At 40.8% G+C, this 17,504-nt stretch carries 15 protein-coding genes and 1 pseudogene; 12 read left to right on the forward strand and 4 right to left on the reverse strand.

The window, feature by feature from the left end; genetic code table 11:
* Positions 1 to 9: 9 nt before the first annotated feature.
* The 5 genes from JR005_RS13955 to JR005_RS13975 all read left to right on the forward strand — a co-directional run bounded on the left by JR005_RS13955 (position 10) and on the right by JR005_RS13975 (position 4,443).
* Positions 10 to 615 (forward strand): alpha/beta hydrolase, encoded by a 606-nt coding sequence (locus JR005_RS13955; protein WP_004989873.1) that lies wholly within the window; start codon positions 10 to 12, stop codon positions 613 to 615.
* Between the two features lie 64 nt (positions 616 to 679).
* Positions 680 to 1,513: a sulfate ABC transporter permease subunit CysT gene (gene cysT, locus JR005_RS13960; RefSeq protein WP_218665316.1), complete on the forward strand. Its 834-nt coding sequence runs from the start codon at positions 680 to 682 to the stop codon at positions 1,511 to 1,513.
* Complete coding sequence (cysW, locus tag JR005_RS13965; RefSeq protein WP_218665317.1) at positions 1,510 to 2,400, forward strand: sulfate ABC transporter permease subunit CysW; 891 nt, start codon at positions 1,510 to 1,512, stop codon at positions 2,398 to 2,400. Before cysT ends, cysW begins: the two co-directional genes overlap by 4 nt.
* 10 nt (positions 2,401 to 2,410) lie before the next feature.
* A complete protein-coding gene (locus JR005_RS13970; protein WP_218665318.1) occupies positions 2,411 to 3,472 on the forward strand; it encodes a sulfate/molybdate ABC transporter ATP-binding protein in 1,062 nt (353 codons plus the stop codon).
* Between the two features lie 47 nt (positions 3,473 to 3,519).
* Positions 3,520 to 4,443, forward strand: a complete 924-nt coding sequence (locus JR005_RS13975) for a CysB family HTH-type transcriptional regulator (protein WP_004989883.1) — start codon at positions 3,520 to 3,522, stop codon at positions 4,441 to 4,443.
* Positions 4,444 to 4,635: 192 nt separating this feature from the next.
* On the opposite strand, the gene rpmE is transcribed toward JR005_RS13975, so the two are convergent.
* The 3 genes from rpmE to JR005_RS13990 all read right to left on the reverse strand — a co-directional run bounded on the left by rpmE (position 4,636) and on the right by JR005_RS13990 (position 8,615).
* Positions 4,636 to 4,860: a 50S ribosomal protein L31 gene (gene rpmE, locus JR005_RS13980; RefSeq protein ID WP_004989885.1), complete on the reverse strand. Its 225-nt coding sequence runs from the start codon at positions 4,858 to 4,860 to the stop codon at positions 4,636 to 4,638.
* Positions 4,861 to 5,090: 230 nt separating this feature from the next.
* Positions 5,091 to 6,089: a bile acid:sodium symporter family protein gene (locus JR005_RS13985; protein ID WP_049175146.1), complete on the reverse strand. Its 999-nt coding sequence runs from the start codon at positions 6,087 to 6,089 to the stop codon at positions 5,091 to 5,093.
* 336 nt (positions 6,090 to 6,425) lie between these two features.
* Positions 6,426 to 8,615: an AmpG family muropeptide MFS transporter gene (locus JR005_RS13990; RefSeq protein ID WP_416378502.1), complete on the reverse strand. Its 2,190-nt coding sequence runs from the start codon at positions 8,613 to 8,615 to the stop codon at positions 6,426 to 6,428.
* A 187-nt stretch (positions 8,616 to 8,802) separates the two neighbouring features.
* Here JR005_RS13990 and JR005_RS13995 point away from each other — a divergent pair, with 187 nt between their 5' ends.
* The gene (locus JR005_RS13995) at positions 8,803 to 11,400 is read left to right on the forward strand and encodes a Lon protease family protein (RefSeq protein WP_373865986.1); all 2,598 of its coding nucleotides are present in this window, start codon (positions 8,803 to 8,805) and stop codon (positions 11,398 to 11,400) included.
* Positions 11,401 to 11,460: 60 nt separating this feature from the next.
* On the opposite strand, the gene JR005_RS14000 is transcribed toward JR005_RS13995, so the two are convergent.
* Positions 11,461 to 12,645 (reverse strand): trypsin-like peptidase domain-containing protein, encoded by a 1,185-nt coding sequence (locus tag JR005_RS14000; protein WP_044437212.1) that lies wholly within the window; start codon positions 12,643 to 12,645, stop codon positions 11,461 to 11,463.
* Between the two features lie 171 nt (positions 12,646 to 12,816).
* Between JR005_RS14000 and JR005_RS14005 the strand changes: the two genes are divergently transcribed.
* From JR005_RS14005 to JR005_RS15065, 6 genes and pseudogenes are all read left to right on the forward strand, one after another.
* The gene (locus JR005_RS14005; RefSeq protein WP_218665320.1) at positions 12,817 to 13,575 is read left to right on the forward strand and encodes a Nif3-like dinuclear metal center hexameric protein; all 759 of its coding nucleotides are present in this window, start codon (positions 12,817 to 12,819) and stop codon (positions 13,573 to 13,575) included.
* Positions 13,576 to 13,721: 146 nt separating this feature from the next.
* A complete protein-coding gene (locus tag JR005_RS14010; RefSeq protein WP_218665321.1) occupies positions 13,722 to 14,348 on the forward strand; it encodes a superoxide dismutase in 627 nt (208 codons plus the stop codon).
* A gap of 343 nt (positions 14,349 to 14,691) precedes the next feature.
* Positions 14,692 to 15,276 carry an anthranilate synthase component II gene (locus tag JR005_RS14015; protein WP_004990052.1) on the forward strand — a complete coding sequence of 195 codons (585 nt, stop codon included), beginning with the start codon at positions 14,692 to 14,694 and terminating at the stop codon, positions 15,274 to 15,276.
* Positions 15,277 to 16,326, forward strand: coding sequence for an anthranilate phosphoribosyltransferase (gene trpD / locus JR005_RS14020; protein ID WP_218665322.1), 1,050 nt, complete (start codon positions 15,277 to 15,279; stop codon positions 16,324 to 16,326).
* A 10-nt stretch (positions 16,327 to 16,336) separates the two neighbouring features.
* Positions 16,337 to 17,143: an indole-3-glycerol phosphate synthase TrpC gene (gene trpC / locus JR005_RS14025; protein ID WP_218665323.1), complete on the forward strand. Its 807-nt coding sequence runs from the start codon at positions 16,337 to 16,339 to the stop codon at positions 17,141 to 17,143.
* A 142-nt stretch (positions 17,144 to 17,285) separates the two neighbouring features.
* A pseudogene (locus JR005_RS15065) lies at positions 17,286 to 17,504 on the forward strand (DNA mismatch repair protein MutS); the annotation flags it as partial.

The raw sequence follows: 17,504 nt of genomic DNA on the forward strand, positions 1-17,504 counted from the left end.
AGCAGCAACATGTTACATACAGTCATTGTACCGGGTGTTGGAGGAAGTGAGTTTCAACACTGGCAATCATGGTTACAACGTGAATTGATCAACTGCTCTCGCGTCCAACAAAAAGACTGGAATCATCCAGTGTTAACTGAATGGGTGGAGCAACTCCTTGCAACTGTTCAGTTTATTGATCAACCGATTCAAATCGTGGCGCATAGTTTTGGTTGTTTGACCAGCGTTGCAGCCTTGGCTGAACATGCTGATCTGCGAAAAAAAGTTAAACATTTAACCTTAGTTGCACCTGCCAATCCTGCACGTTTTGGAGAAGCAGGATTTGCCCGCAACAGTGCGTATGATTATGCCAATTATTTTCATCAGTTAAAGATTGATGTACCAACCCAACTCATCATCAGTGAAAACGACCCATGGCTACACTTTGATGATGCTATGCGTCTGGCTCAGGCTTGGCAAGTTAAACCTGTCAATCTTGGGCAAGTGGGTCATATCAATGTGGCTTCAGGTTTTGGACCTTTTCCAGAAATTTTTGATTATATCCTTCAGGAAAAACAGCCACAGCGAATCATGCCATATCGTGATCGATATTCATCGTTCAAATTTGCCATCTAGCTTTAGTTTTATCTTTTTTTAAATTTGCCTGCTATTTGGCAGGTGTACTCTTTTAGGAGTTCTCATGTCGCAGCGATCCCGAGTGCTGCCAGGATTTGGTCTTTCACTAGGTTTTACCCTAGCGTATTTATCACTCATTGTTCTTATTCCACTTTCAGCCGTATTTTTTAAATCCTTTGGTGTTGGCTGGGATGGTTTACTAGAAATATTGAGTTCAGAGCGAATCCTTAAGTCTTTGCAGCTGAGTTTTGGTACTGCTCTTATTGCAGCATTAATCAATGTCGTCTTTGGTTCTTTACTGGCGTGGTGTCTGGTGCGTTATACCTTCCCGGGAAAACGTTTCATCGATGCTCTGGTCGATTTACCATTTGCATTGCCTACTGCCGTGGCAGGTATTGCCCTGACTTCTTTATATGCCCCTAACGGCTGGATTGGTCAGTATCTTACACCGCTTGGTATTCAAGTGGCTTATACCTCCATCGGGATTACTATCGCCCTGATTTTTATTGGCATTCCGTTTGTGGTACGTACCGTGCAACCTGTGCTTGCCGACATTGAAACTGAATTGGAAGAAGCCGCTTCTGCATTGGGCGCCAACCGTTGGCAAATTGTCAGTAAAATTATTTTTCCGATCTTACTGCCAGCATTGCTTACTGGTTTTGCCTTAGCCTTTGCTCGCGGTGTAGGTGAATACGGCTCAGTGATTTTCATTGCAGGTAATCAACCGTTTAAAACTGAAATTGCTCCCTTAATGATTATTTCTCGACTTGAAGAATATGACTACCCCGCTGCGACCACAATTGCAGTCGTCATGTTAGTCATTTCATTCGTCATCTTATTACTGATTAATCTGATTCAGGCGTGGGCAAGTCGTCGTACCGGGAGAACTATAAAATGAGCTTAGTGACCAGTAGCAATGCACTGGCAATAAAATTGCAATCACGCGATTCGACCCGTGAACCGACTTGGGTCCGTTATACCCTTTTAACTATCGCCTTGATCTTTTTTTTAAGCTGTCTAATCCTGCCATTAATTTTGGTCTTTGTAGAAGCTTTCCGACAAGGGATCAATGTCTATGTTAATGCCCTGATTAATCCGGATACGTTATCGGCTGTAAAATTAACTTTACTCACTGCCGCAATTGCTGTGCCTTTAAATGTCGTGTTTGGAGTTGCAGCGGCTTGGGCTGTTGCCAAATTTCAGTTCCGTGGCAAATCCATTTTAACCACCCTGATCGATTTGCCATTTTCGGTTTCACCTGTCATTGCAGGTTTGATGTTGGTACTGATCTTCGGTATGCAAGGTTGGTTTGGCCCGTGGTTGATGGACCATGATATTAAAATTCTGTATGCCGTGCCTGCGATTGTCCTTGCGACTGTGTTTATTACTGTCCCTTTTGTCGCGCGTGAGCTAATTCCGCTCATGGAAGCACAAGGCACAGAAGAAGAAGAAGCGGCTATTGTACTGGGTGCTTCGGGTTGGCAAACATTCAGAAAAGTGACTTTACCCAATATTAAATGGGGACTGCTTTACGGTGTGATTTTGTGTAATGCCCGTGCTATGGGTGAGTTTGGTGCTGTATCCGTGGTTTCAGGACATATTCGTGGAGAAACCAATACTTTACCCTTACATGTAGAAATTCTATACAACGAATATACCTACAGTGCTGCATTTGCTGTGGCATCTCTACTGGCATTTTTGGCGATTATTACCCTGATTTTAAAAACATGGGTGGAAATACGTCAGGAAAAACAAAACAACCGAAATGATTCAACAGTTTCTTGAGGAATGATCAATGAGTATTCAAGTTAAAAATATTGAAAAACACTTTGGTGCATTCCACGCACTCAAAGATATTTCTCTGGATTTTCCAGAAGGACAATTGGTGGCATTACTTGGACCATCTGGTTGTGGAAAAACAACGTTGTTACGCATTATTGCAGGTTTAGAATCCGCAGATTCAGGTCAAGTTTTACTTGAAGGCAATGATGCCACCAACGTACACGTGCGTGAACGTCAGGTCGGCTTTGTATTTCAGCATTATGCGCTGTTTCGCCACATGACTGTATTTGACAATATTGCTTTTGGTTTACGGGTTCGACCACGCAGTACTCGTCCGAATGAAGCTGAAATCAAAAAACGTGTCACTCGTCTACTGGATCTAGTTCAGCTTGGTTTTCTGGCAGATCGTTATCCTGCACAGCTTTCTGGTGGTCAGCGTCAGCGTATTGCCCTTGCCCGTGCTCTTGCTGTTGAACCGCGTGTCTTGCTTTTGGATGAACCTTTCGGTGCACTCGATGCCAAAGTACGCAAAGAGTTACGTCGCTGGTTAAGAACATTACATGATGAGCTGCATATCACCTCCATTTTCGTGACCCATGATCAGGAAGAAGCACTTGAGGTGGCTGATCAAATTATTGTCATGAATAAGGGCAATGTTGAACAAATTGGCTCACCTCGCGAAGTTTATGAAAAACCTTCGACACCATTTGTATTCGACTTTTTGGGTCAAGCGAATCGTTTCGATGCTGAACATCACAATGGCACTGTGCATATTGGTGAAAATAAAATCATTCTGCCTACAACTGCTCATGCACCTCAAGGTAAAGTCATTGCTTTTGCCCGTCCAGATGAGTTACATATTCATGCCCAACCACATGAAAATAGTATTGAAGCTATTTTTGTACGTGAAATTTGGATTGCAGGAAAAGTGATTGCTGAATTACAGGATCGTCAAGGTCGTCTGATTGAAATTGCATTAAGCCCAGAAGAAGCAAGACAGCATCAATTTAGACCCAATCAAAGTGTTTGGGTGAGTGCTTCACAGCTTCATTTATTTGCCGATCAAGTCGCATAGATTCAATTTGGGGATGCGATGCATCCTCAAAAGAGAGATAAAAGATTATGAATTTTCAACAATTAAGAATCATACGAGAAACGGTTCGTCAAAACTTTAATTTGACCGAAGCTTCGGCAGCGCTTTACACCTCGCAATCAGGGGTGAGTAAGCATATTAAGGATTTAGAGGATGAACTGGGTGTTCAGCTTTTCATTCGCAAAGGTAAGCGTTTACTGGGTTTAACCGAACCCGGTCAGTCACTATTAGGTATAGTAGAAAGAATGCTGGTCGATGCTGAAAATATTAAACGTCTAGCCGATGACTTTAATAAAGTCGATGAAGGTACTCTAACGATTGCCACCACGCATACTCAGGCACGTTATGTGCTTCCACCCATTGTAAATCAGTTTAAAAAACTTTTTCCAAAAGTACATTTAGTTTTACAACAAGCGAGTCCGACAGAAATTTCTGAAATGCTGCTGCAAGGCGAAGCTGATATTGGCATTGCAACGGAATCTTTGACTACTGAAGAAAATCTAGCCAGTGTGCCTTATTACCAATGGGAACACAGTATTATTGTTCCCCAAAATCATCCACTTGCTCATGAAACAAAAATTTCACTGGAAGCTTTAGCTAACTTTCCAATTATTACTTATCATGGCGGGTTTACAGGTCGCTCCAAAATCGACAAAGCTTTTGAAGATGCAGGGATCGATGTTGATCTAGTGATGTCAGCACTGGATGCCGACGTGATTAAAACCTATGTTGAGCTTGGCATGGGGGTAGGAATTGTCAATGATGTCGCCTATGACCGCGAGCGGGATTATCGTTTGAAACAAATTAAAACAGATATTTTTGGATTAAACACCACATGGATTGCTGTACGTAAAGGGCATTTGCTGCGTGGCTACGGGTATGAGTTTATTTCGCTATGCTCACCTGAAGCAGATATCAAGGCATTGAAAAAAGTGGCTTATCCAGACGAATAATCAAATATGATAAGATTTCTTTCATCATGATTTAAACCCTTTTTATTTTTCTCTCTTAAACAGAAATAAAAAAGACGGATGAAAGAAATCTAGGGTTATGAGTTAAAAATGACATAAAAAAAGAACCGCAAATTGCGGTTCTTTTTGTGAGAACTGAAACCAGATAAATACTTGGTTTTAGATTTTCTCGTATTAACGTTTGATAGAACGTGACATACCAGCAAAACGTTGTTTGAATTTGTCGATACGACCACCAGTGTCTACATTCTTCTGTTTACCAGTATAGAATGGGTGGCAAGCTGAACATACGTCAAGATAAAGAGTTTCTTTACCTAAAGCAGAACGAGTTTCAATCACGTTACCGCAAGAGCAAGTTGCAACTAATGTTTCGTATTTTGGGTGAATATCGGCGCGCATGGTCGATGACTCCTAATTGAAGAAAGGCTTAAGCTGTTATCGCAATTGATCACTCTCGACTTTCAATTCAAATGAATTATAAATCAAGGAAAGGCTGGTTAACTAAATATAGACAACGCAGCAGATCAACACCACAACAGACCATTTCTCTTGGCCCACCGAGACGAATCCGTCAGAGCTAAGCACAACAAGTGAGCATCATTATACGCTAAAAAATATCAGATAGCGAATTATTCCAGTGCCGTTTTGTCTTTTGATACGACTGGCTCATGTTTTTTCGACCAGTAATTTGCGATCACCCCACACACCATTAACTGAATCTGATGAAAGATCATAATAGGTAAAACAATCATACCCAAAGGCTGTCCGCTAAAAAGAATTTGTGCCATCGGTACGCCACTGGCCAATGTTTTTTTCGATCCACAGAAGAAAATCGTAATTTGATCTGCTCGATTAAAACCAAGCCAAACAGGTACAAATAATCCTAAAAGCATAATAATGGTGAGTAAAATAGAACACGCCAATACCAAATAGAACAAGGTAAGTAAGTTCACCTGATGCCATAAACCCGCAACCACAGCACTACTAAAAGCACCATACACCACCATCAAAATGGTGCCCTGATCAAACGCCTTTACAATGCCCGGCACTTTTTTCATGTATGGAAAGATCCACGAGCGAAGCACTTGCCCCAAAATAAAGGGAACCAATAATAACAACGTGATCTGTATGATCGATGCAGTTGGATCGTAGTTATGTTTCGACTGACCAAAAATAAAAAAACTGACCAATACAGGAGTGATAAACATACCGATCAAATTTGAAAATGAAGCACTGCATACTGCGGCTGCAACATTACCTTTAGCCACAGAGGTAAATGCAATCGACGACTGAACCGTCGATGGTAAAAAACACATAAACAAAAAGCCCCAGTAAAGCTCTTGTCCCAATATCGGCAGTAAAAACGGTTTAGCCATCAAGCCCAGAATTGGAAATAGCACAAAGGTAAAAGCAAAAACCAGTAAATGCAGCCGCCAGTGCATGACCCCTTCGACTATGGCTTCTCTTGACAGTTTCGCGCCATGTAAAAAAAATAAAATGGCAATCGCAACATTGGTCACCATTTCAAAAATACTGGCGGCATGTCCCGATACAGGAATAATACTTGCCAGAATCACCATCAGAATCAATAAAATGGTAAAACGATCAAACGCCAGTAATTTCAACATCGCATGACATCCCTAAGTCATTTATAACAAAGCCCGATAAATGAAATTTACCAGTAAGTAAATATTCATGTTACCGAGCTAACTTGATAAAACCAGTTTTCAAATGAAATGTTCAGTATTTATTTAAAAACTTAACTTTTAAATCAAAGATATACAATGGGTAATTATATGCATTTTCAATCTAATTGGACACTTTAAACTTTAAGTTAATCCATCAGACCTCTTTCATCAGTCCTGTTTATTTCTGCCTATGGGAGAAAAATAAAGAGGGTTAAACAATGATGAAAGACGTCTATTCCTTTAGATTTAAATTAACTCACACAAGAACCCTGAGCGTTATGGGTTTATCTTTTCTGATTCAAGCGTTTGGTGCTCTCTCAACAGTTTGGCTACCCATACCACTAAAATTAAAATCGGAATTCCAATCAGCGTGGTCATGAGGAAAAATTTTGGATAACCGATATGGGTCACAATCGTCCCCGAATAACCTCCTAATAATTTAGGAGTTAGAGTCATTAACGAGCTAAAAATTGCATATTGAACAGCGGTAAATGAAACACTGGTCAAACTAGATAGAAATGCAATAAATGCTGCACCTGCAAGTCCTGAAGCCATATTATCCACAATAATCGCAAAATACAGCCACTGCGAGCTATACGGCTTAATCACCTTGCCTTTTAGTTCTGTACTTGCTTTTGAATCCAACTGAACTGGCGCGATTGGATCGAGATCAATATCCAAAGTGCGTGACTGACTTGAATCAAGTAAAGAATAATGACGTTGACTATGCATCAAAGCCTGACCTTGAGGTGAAATTGCCTCTACAGAAATCACTTTAGTTGCTGAGTTTTGTAAGGCTCGCTGATCGATAATCCCACTAAAAGTACCTGTGGAATCAAGTTTTGCCTTAAAGCTTTTTCCATCTAGCATGAACACAATTGGTTGATCTGTACTTAACTGACTAGCATTGAGTCCAGAAATTTGACCTTTGACCACCACACTTTGTTTAAGTTCTTCTGCTGATAATTGATTATCACTGGTAATTGGTAAAATCTGAATTTGTGACTGACCCACCTTAGCCGTTAAATAAGGTAAATCGACAGACGCTGAATCTGACTGACCTTGTGCAAACTGACTTTGAACAGTGATATGCTGACTTTCCAATAAAGCTTGATTTGGAATGGAAAGCTTAAAGTAACCGACTTCATCGGGGTGTGCCGTGTACTGATGCGATCCAACCTGAATCTGGACATCTGCCAAAGGCTGACCCGATTTCACCAAACCAATAAAAATCAGATTGGTCGAACTGGCGAGGATCGCACCGACGAACATTAGCTTCATAATATTCATGCGCTGTGCAAGCAATCCACCTAGAAAACCACCAATCAGACTAAAAATAACGCCGTAAACTTTCACGGCTTCCGCAATTTGTTCTTTACTGAAGTTTAAGTCCTGATAGAAAACATTGGAAATGACACCCGCAATAATGTCCGAAATTCGATAAAAACCAATTAAAAGTAACAGCACTAATGCCAGTTTGATCCCATAACGTTTAAAGAAATCCAGTACTGGTGCGACCCATGTTTCCAAGGCCATTTGCTTGTTCACCACACCAGCATGCACCAGTAAATAACCAATCAATAAAGCACAGGCAGCAGCCGTTAAAAAGCGTAAAGCTTCCAAACCAAATAAAGCAGCGGTATCCGTAACATTGGCAGCACTTGCGAGTAGATCGGTAACTTTGCCCGAATAAATATAAGTCACAACAAAAGTTGCCACTGCCACAAAAAATACAAACACCAAACGATAATAATCACTACGTTTATAGGTTTTATATACTCGATTGACCTGTGGTTCGCGCACCACAAGCGTGGTAATGATACCCACCAGCATCACGGCCGCCATGGTTAAATAGGTATATTTCCAGGCTTCATAGATATAGTTACCTTTGGATGTTCCAAGATAAGCCGCTAAAAACAAAGCCCCTGCACCTGCCACGATCATGCCAATACGATAACCTGCATTATAGGTCGATGCTAAAACTGTCTGCATTTGCGTTTCAGCAAGCTCAATCCGATATGCATCAATCACAATATCCTGAGTCGCTGCGGAAAAACCCAGTAACACCGCTCCTACCGCCATCTGAATCAAATAACTCTGACCGAGCGATGGATCAGAAAAAGCCATGATACAAATCGCCACGATAATGAGTAGCTGTGCAATCAGCAACCATGCACGACGGCGGCCTAAAGTTTTGGTCAAAACAGGAACTGGCAATTCATCAATCAATGGTGCCCATACAAATTTAAAGGAATAACCAAGTGCCGCCCAGCTAAAAAATGTCACTGCGCTTTTATCAATGCCTGCTTCCCCAAGCCATAAAGATAGACTTGAAAAAATGAGCAGAATGGGAATACCCGCAGAAAATCCCAGAAACAACATAATCAGGGCACGGCGATCAAGAAAAGCGGTAAAAGCAGCTTTCCATCCAGTAGTTTGAGTGGTCATTCGGTTATTATTTTCCAAAGATTTTATAAAACAGCCTATTCAATCGTGTTATGTCCAAGCTTTCAATATTGTTTGTGAAAAGCTTGTCATTTAAATTGAGAAAAAATGCTGTGAAGCTTGATATTTTGCCCTAAACCTGTATACCTTTAAATCTTACCTCTAGTTTATTTTTTGGATTTCACCTGTGACCCAAAGACACGATCAAATGGCTTCAACATTATCTTCAACTTCAACCACAGCGACAACTCTAAAAAGCAATAATCTACCATCGGCATTTGAACGAGCAGAGATTCAAACGACATTAGAAAAGACCACATTAAAAGCTGAACAACTGACTCATATTACCAATCTGGACAAGATTCCATCGTCTACACGACGGATTAAACCGCTGAATAATTTTCTGGGCCAAGATCGTGCCCGCGCTTCTGTAGAAGCAGGTATCTCACTACCTTACTCAGGCTATAATATTTTTGCCGTTGGAACCGCAGGTTTAGGTAAACGCACCATGATCAAGCGTTTGCTGCAACAACACGCCAAAAATATGCCGACACCCGATGACTGGGTGTATGTGAATAACTTTAAAAACCCACGTCAACCACTTGCTTTAAGATTCCCAGCAGGTCAAGGACCAAAATTTCAAAATGCCTTGCATCAAGCTTGGCAAACCATTTTAAAACAACTTGAACGACGTTTCACCGCCGAAACCTATCACAATCGTATTGAACAGATTCGTCAGGAAACCGGTGATGAACAACAAGAAGCGTTGGTTGAGTTGACCAAAGAAGGCGAAACGCTGGATCTAAAACTGATTTCACGCAATGAAGAACATTGCTTTGTACCTGTACATGTCAAAGATGATCAAGTTCAGGAAATGACTCAGAATGAAATCAATGCCCTCACGACCAAGCAGCGCGCTGAAATCGCATCCAATATGCGTTATATGGATAAAAAGCTGGAACGTCTAGGATTGCATTTGGGTGATCTGGAAGACGATGCGCGAGATCAGGTATCTGAGCTCAATCGTGATATTGCCAAACAAGTGGTTCTACCGCGAATTGACTTACTGATTAAAAAAAATCAGAGCGTTGCGGGTCTAGACGATTTTTTACAGCGTTATGCTGAAGATATTATTCAAAATGTTGAAACGATTTTGGCGCAGGAAGAAGATGACTTTTCCCCTGCACTGTTTAATCGAGTTCCTGCGCGCTATCAGGCCAATGCGATTGTTAGCAATAAGCCAAACGCTGGCGCACCTGTGATTTTTGAAGACTTCCCAACTCATTATAATTTGCTTGGGCACGTCGAGCAGTTAACTCAAAACGGGACGATCACCACAGATTTCACCTTAATTCGCCCTGGCTCACTGCACAAAGCCATTGGTGGTTTTTTGATGCTGGAAGCTGAGCAATTGCTTGAGCAACCCTATGCTTGGCAAGGGCTGAAACGTGCACTGAAGTCCGGACAACTCAAACTTTCTTCACTTGAACATATGCTGACCTTAACGGGGAGTATTTCCATTGAACCTGCGGCAATTCCTTTAGAAATAAAGGTGGTATTGTTGGCAGAACCTGAAATTTATTATGAAATTTTAGAAGTTGAACCTGAACTCGGAAGTGTATTCAAAATTCGAGCTGACTTCACTGATACATTGCAACGTAATGACAGTAATGAGCAGGCTTATATGCAACTTATTGCCGATTATGTACAGGTAGACAAGCTATTACCTTTTGATCGTTCAGCATTGTCTGCACTCTTAACCGATTCAAGCCGTCAGGCTGAAGACCAAAGCTCATTGTCTTTACACGCATCGACATTGGGTGATTTGATTCGTGAAGCCCATCATCATGCCTTTACCGCAGGTGACAAAACTGTTTCGGACAAACATGTCAACCAAGCCTTGCATCATCGCCAGTATCGCTTGGGTTATTTACGTGAACTATACTGGCAAGATTTATCGCGTGGCACCCAATTGATTGAAACACAAGGTCATCGTCTGGGTCAGATTAATGCGCTGTCTGTCATTCATTATGCAGATGTCGAGTTTGGCCTACCTTCAAGATTAACTGCCTCAGTTTATCAAGGCGGCGGTGATATTTTAGATATTGAACGCAGTGTTGAATTAGGTGGATCGTTACATGCCAAAGGCGTCCTGCTAATGTCGAGTTTTCTAAAAGCGCATTTTGGCCGTTCTCAAATTTTACATTTTTCTGCGGCACTGGCGTTTGAACAAAGCTATGGACAAGTCGATGGTGACAGTGCAACGGTTGCAGAACTTTCAGCCTTAATTTCTGCCATTAGCCAGATTCCAATTGATCAATCATGGGCGATTACAGGTTCGATGAATCAATTGGGTCAGGTTCAACCGATTGGTGGCGTCAATGCCAAAATTGAAGGCTTTTATGATGCCTGTAAATTACAAGGTTTGACTGGCAAACAAGGTGTCATCATCCCACGTCAAAACATGCAGCATTTAATGTTACGTCAGGATGTGATTGAAGCTGTTGAAGCAGGTCAGTTCCATGTCCATGCCATTGAAACCATTGATCAGGCTTTAGAAATATTGATGGCACGACCAGTAGGCGTACTGGATAAAAAAGGTCACTATAGCAAAGGCTCTATTTACGCGGCAGTCATGGAACAACTTGAATACTGGCAAGCCATTGAAGATGGTGACGAGGTCGAGGACGAACCCAAGAAAAAGAAAAAAAAGAAGAAAAAAGCAAAAAATGAGGATCTAGAAAATGAAGCTACGATAGAAGAAGCTGCTGTTTTACATCCTGTATTTAGACGTCGAAAAAAATAAAATGATCCATAAAAAAACAAGCCTCATCATGAGGCTTGTTTTTTTTATCTGCTGAAAAATTTATCGTTTTGGTAGTGGAATATACTGTGAACTTTGATTTTGGTTTTTACGCTCACCCACTTTAACATCAAGAGTTGCAGTTTGACCGTTACGTTCTACTTCAAGTTTCACGGTCGTATTTGGCGCTTGTAAAGCCACATAATTAATTAAATGCGATGCCGAATTAATCACTTCGTCATTCACTTTTAAAATTTTATCACCTACTTTCACGCCTGCCTGATCCGAAGGCCCACCGCGCAATACATCAGCAACCACCACACCTGTTTGACGTGGGGCTAAAACATCATCCTGATCCTGATTGGGTGCAACCAGACTAATACCCAACCAACCCCGAATGACACGACCATCTTTTAAAATCGAATTAAGTACTTGCTGACATACCTGCGCAGGAATCGCAAATCCAATCCCGAGAGAGCCACCAGATTGAGAGAAAATTGCGGTATTGACCCCAATCAGATTACCTGCGACATCAATCAATGCCCCGCCAGAATTACCTGGATTGATCGCTGCATCAGTCTGAATAAAATCTTCATAAGTGTTGATACCTAAATCTGAACGACCTGTCGCAGAAATAATACCTTGAGTCACTGTTTGTCCGACTCCAAATGGATTACCAATGGCGAGAACCACATCACCGACTTCATTACCACTGAGTTTAAACGGTAAAACAGGGAGTTTATCCAGATCAATTTTGATTACGGCTAAATCTGTATCTGGATCAGTTCCAATCACTTTGGCAACTGCACGACGACCGTCATTCAATCCAACCACAATTTGATCCGCCTGTGCAATCACATGATTATTCGTTAAAATATAACCATCGGGGCGGACAATCACACCAGACCCTAAACTATTTTCATTTTCCTGATTCGGTTGCTGTGGCAATTGATTGCCAAAAAACTCACGAAAAACCGGATCATTCAATAAAGGATTTGCCGCTTGCTTTATTTTTTGGGTTGTAAAAATATTGACCACTGCTGGGGCAGCGACTTTCACAGCCGCACTATAAGAAACAACGCCACCTGCACGTGAAGTATCAATTAAAGGTTTGACATTTTCAGCAGGCATTTTGACCCCATCAGCAGCAATAGGCGCTTTCGGCTGATTAAGCTTTTGCCATGAAAGAAAACTAATAATGACAATGATGAGAAGTACCCACGGTAACCATGTAAAAGCACGACGCACGTTTACACCCTCTAAGTTTGATTTAATTTATTGAAGAAAAAAGAGTTTACTCATTGTAAAGCATAAGTTTATGGATAACTGAAAAACATAAAAAAGATTTGTCTAGCTTTAGTTACTATTAAAAATATGTTTTGATGAACTTGGTTAAATAGATTCAGAGTCAAGTGATTCATGGCAAATTTAGATGACATTATACAGTGGTGTGACCAAACCCTACAAAGTGCGGAGTTTAAAGATTATGCACCCAACGGCTTGCAAATCGAGGGAAAACAAGAGGTCAAACGCATTGTTTCTGCGGTAACTGCTTCAGAAACCGCAATTGATGCGGCTATTGAGCTTGGTGCAGATTTACTCTTGGTTCATCATGGCTATTTCTGGAAAGGCGAACCCTATCCGATTACAGGAATGCGTGGCAATCGAATTAAAAAACTGATTCAAAATGATATTTCTTTAGTGGCTTATCATCTTCCTTTAGATGCTCATCCTGCTTTGGGTAATAACGCTGCAATTGCTGAGCTTTTGGGATTACATGAAATAGAAGCATTAGACAGTAACGAACGGCATCCTATTGGAAATATTGGTTACTTAAAAAAAGTCCTCACTCCTGAAGAGTTTAAAAATAAATTACAACAGATCTTTGATTTTAATATTGTTCATTTAGCTGCACGAAAATCCAATATTCAAAAGGTTGGTTTTTGTACAGGCGGTGCACAAGACTTTATTAATAAGGCGGCGCTACAGGACTGTGATGCCTATATCTCTGGAGAAGTCAGCGAAAGAACTTTTTATGAAGCTCAAGAACTGAATGTGCATTATTTTGCTTGTGGGCACCATGCAACTGAGCGGTATGGGGTACAACGTTTGGCAAAAGCGTTATCCGACCAATTTTCACTCGAACACCATTATATTGAGTTGAATAATCCAATTTAAGACGTATTTATTACAGGTATTTATATATACGTATTAATTAAGGCTTTATTGTGTATTGTTATTTAAAACAATCACCTTTTGCATAAATAATCATTTACAATGAAGCCACTTAATTCTATTACCCAGCTAACGCAAGGAATTGGAACATGACAACCATTACTTTACCTGCATTACCTTATGCTTACGATGCACTTGAGCCACATATTTCTAAAGAAACTTTAGAATTTCACCATGACAAGCATCATCAAACTTATGTGACTAATTTAAATAACTTGATCAAAGGTACTGATCTTGAAGGTAAAACTTTAGAAGAAATCATCCAAGCTGCTGCGGGTGATGCATCTAAAGTAGGTATCTTTAATAATGCTGCTCAAGTTTGGAACCATACTTTTTACTGGAACTCAATTGCGCCAAATGGCGGCGGTAAACCAACTGGCGCAATCGCAGCTAAAATTGATGAAGCATTTGGTTCTTACGAAAAATTTGCTGAAGAATTTGCTAATGCAGCAACGACTCAATTCGGTTCTGGTTGGGCATGGTTAGTGGCTGATGAAGTGAATGGTAAACTTTCGATTACTAAAACTTCAAATGCTGATACCCCACTTGCACATGGTCAAGTTGCTGTGTTGACGATTGACGTTTGGGAACATGCTTACTATATCGACTACCGCAATGCACGTCCTAAATACATCTCTACTTTCCTTGAAAGCCTTGTAAACTGGGATTATGCAAATGCAAAACTTGCAGGCCAACCAGCAGGCGTAGAAAAATAATTTTTTATTTTCTACAAAACTGCCTAAGTTTTGAATTGCACCCCGAAAATTGGACACATTCAGTCTAACTTGGAGGGTGCTTTTCTATGGCTAAATATTCTCCATTCTTTAGCAAGTCTAAGAGTTAGTTTTGATGAAATGATTGACGCTTAAATCCTGTCAAACACTATACAAGCTTGATTGATACATGAATAAGATCATCACAAATAATACAAATTCTGATAAAGTAACCGCTTAATTTAGCGGCTTAATTTTGGATAGAGTTACTCAAATGGGTTACCAAACGGTCAACCTTAAGCCAATAATTTAATATCTAATTAATTTTCAATAGGTTGCAATTACAATGTTGCTCATGATCGACAATTACGACTCTTTTACGTACAACATCGTCCAATATTTTGGCGAGTTAAATCAAGACGTTAAAGTAGTTCGCAATGACCAAGTCACTCTTGAGGACATTGAACGATGGCAACCAAAGTATTTGGTAGTCGGTCCTGGCCCGTGTTCTCCGACTGAAGCAGGGATTTCCATTCCTGCCATTCATCACTTCGCAGGCAAAATTCCCCTGCTCGGTGTTTGTTTAGGACATCAGGCAATCGGTCAGGCTTTCGGTGGCAATATTATTCGTGCCAAAACGGTGATGCATGGTCGTTTATCCGATATGCATCACATTGATAAAGGCATTTTTAGTGATTTGCCATCGCCATTTTCAGCAACACGTTATCACTCTTTAGTGATTGAACAGGAAACGTTACCTGAGTGTCTGGAAGTGACCTGCTGGACTAACCAAGCTGATGGCTCTATGGAAGAAATCATGGGTGTTAAACATAAGACATTGCCTGTAGAAGGTGTGCAGTTTCACCCTGAATCGATTTTGAGCCAGCATGGTCACCAAATCTTCAAGAATTTTTTAGAGATTTATGCATAAATGAATATTCAACAAGCGTTAAATCATATCACCAAAAATATTCATCTGACCCAAGCACAAATGGAAGATGTGATGCGTAGCATCATGCAGGGGGAAGCCACCGAAGCACAAATCGGTGCCTTGATGATGGGTTTGCGCATGAAAGGTGAAAGTATCGATGAAATTACCGCTGCGGCGCGTGTCATGCGTGATATGGCGATTAAAATCGACGTAAGTGATATCAACTATTTGGTTGATATTGTAGGTACAGGCGGTGATGGTCAAAATCTGTTTAATGTATCCACTGCGTCCAGTTTTGTGATTGCTGCGGCAGGTGCCACGATTGCCAAGCATGGCAATCGCGGAGTATCTAGCAAATCAGGTTCATCCGACCTACTTGAACAAGCTGGGATTAACCTTGATCTTGATATGCAACAAACTGAACGTTGCATTCGTGAGATGGGCGTTGGTTTTTTATTTGCGCCAAATCATCATAAAGCCATGAAATATGCGGTTGGTCCACGCCGAGAACTGGGCATTCGTAGTATTTTCAATTTACTTGGCCCGCTTACGAATCCGGCTGGGGTAAAACGCTTTGTGATTGGGGTATTTTCAGATGAACTGTGTCGCCCAATTGCAGAAGTGATGAAGCAACTTGGTGCAGAACATGTCATGGTGGTTCATTCCAAAGATGGGCTGGATGAAATTAGCCTTGCCTCTCCCACTTATGTCGCAGAGTTGAAAAATGGTGAAATTATCGAATGGATTTTAAACCCTGAAGATGTAGGCATCACTTCTCAAACTTTGAGTGGTTTAATTGTGGAAGACTCTAGCGCCAGTCTAAAATTGATTAAAGACGCGTTGGGACGTAAAAAATCCGAAATTGGTGAAAAAGCCGCAAATATGATTGCCCTCAATGCGGGGGCTGGTATTTATGTATCAGGACTCAGCACCAGTTATAAACAAGGTGTGGCATTGGCGCATGATATTATTTACGGTGGACAGGCTTTAGAAAAAATGAGCATTCTGTCTGAATTTACCAAAGCATTAAAGCAATACTCAAACAACTGAGGTTATCCAAATGATTCAGATTCAAAATACCATTCTGGGTAAAATCGTTGATCGTAAACATGAAGAACTGGCGGATCGTTTAAAACAACGTAGCCTAAAAGATGTTGAAGAATGGGCAAAACAGGCAACACCTGTTCGTGGCTTTGCACAGTCTTTGCGTAGTAAACGTCCCGGTGTGATTGCTGAAATTAAAAAAGCATCGCCCTCTAAAGGTGTGATTCGTGCTGACTTTAATCCTGCGGAAATTGCGGCGCAATATGAACAGGCAGGTGCAGCCTGTTTATCTGTGCTGACCGATGTGGATTTCTTTCAGGGTGCAGATGAAAATATTGCGATTGCTCGTGAACATTGCGGCCTGCCTGCATTACGCAAAGACTTTTTGGTTGATCCTTACAATGTCATTGAAGCCCGTGCTTTACAGGCAGACTGTATTTTATTGATTGTGGCATGTTTATCAGATCAGCAACTTGAAGAAATGTCTAAGACTGCATTTGAATACAATTTGGATGTGCTGGTCGAAGTACATGACGAAGAAGAGTTAGAGCGCGCACTCAAACTCTCTGAACAGTGCTTATTGGGTGTGAATAATCGTAATCTTAAAACCTTTGAGGTCGATTTAAATACCAGCTTGCGGTTAAAGAAACTGCTTGATCCATCACGTTTATTGGTAACTGAAAGTGGGATTTCCACCCCTGCCGATATCGCCATGATGCAGGATCATGACATTCATTCATTCTTGGTGGGTGAAAGTTTTATGAAGCAGCCTCGACCAGATCAGGCATTTACTGCGTTATTTGGTGTACCAGAACAGCTTTGATTTTTTGATCACAATAGAATTACTTGCTCTTAAAAAGTCAGTGATTCTATTGTTATTGAATAGTTTGATTTTTTCATCTATTCGACTTTTAATACTATAATCATCGCAATATATTATTCTATTGTGATTTCCTATTTCAATCATGAGCAAACACGACACTTCCCTTTCCAAAGCCCAACAAGATTTGCTAAAACAGTTTAAAAAACAAATCTCAAATGGTCAGGAACAAGCAAGCAACAAACAAACTGCAAACAAGCAGCCGATTTACAATGGACCGAAAAAAATAGAGCCAGAAGATGACAGCCAACTGTTTAGTAAAGCATTGCAAGGTGTAAAACCGATTGATCATGGCAATATCGCC

The sequence above is a fragment of the Acinetobacter sp. Colony158 genome (assembly GCF_019264745.1).
Lineage (GTDB): Bacteria > Pseudomonadota > Gammaproteobacteria > Pseudomonadales > Moraxellaceae > Acinetobacter > Acinetobacter ursingii.

Coding starts and splice junctions, on each gene's coding strand:
- JR005_RS13955 (WP_004989873.1), top strand. CDS start 10: ATGTTACATACAGTCATTGTACCGGGTGTTGGAGGAAGTGAGTTTCAA.
- cysT (WP_218665316.1), top strand. CDS start 680: ATGTCGCAGCGATCCCGAGTGCTGCCAGGATTTGGTCTTTCACTAGGT.
- cysW (WP_218665317.1), top strand. CDS start 1,510: ATGAGCTTAGTGACCAGTAGCAATGCACTGGCAATAAAATTGCAATCA.
- JR005_RS13970 (WP_218665318.1), top strand. CDS start 2,411: ATGAGTATTCAAGTTAAAAATATTGAAAAACACTTTGGTGCATTCCAC.
- JR005_RS13975 (WP_004989883.1), top strand. CDS start 3,520: ATGAATTTTCAACAATTAAGAATCATACGAGAAACGGTTCGTCAAAAC.
- rpmE (WP_004989885.1), bottom strand. CDS start 4,860: ATGCGCGCCGATATTCACCCAAAATACGAAACATTAGTTGCAACTTGC.
- JR005_RS13985 (WP_049175146.1), bottom strand. CDS start 6,089: ATGTTGAAATTACTGGCGTTTGATCGTTTTACCATTTTATTGATTCTG.
- JR005_RS13995 (WP_373865986.1), top strand. CDS start 8,803: ATGGCTTCAACATTATCTTCAACTTCAACCACAGCGACAACTCTAAAA.
- JR005_RS14005 (WP_218665320.1), top strand. CDS start 12,817: ATGGCAAATTTAGATGACATTATACAGTGGTGTGACCAAACCCTACAA.
- JR005_RS14010 (WP_218665321.1), top strand. CDS start 13,722: ATGACAACCATTACTTTACCTGCATTACCTTATGCTTACGATGCACTT.
- JR005_RS14015 (WP_004990052.1), top strand. CDS start 14,692: ATGTTGCTCATGATCGACAATTACGACTCTTTTACGTACAACATCGTC.
- trpD (WP_218665322.1), top strand. CDS start 15,277: ATGAATATTCAACAAGCGTTAAATCATATCACCAAAAATATTCATCTG.
- trpC (WP_218665323.1), top strand. CDS start 16,337: ATGATTCAGATTCAAAATACCATTCTGGGTAAAATCGTTGATCGTAAA.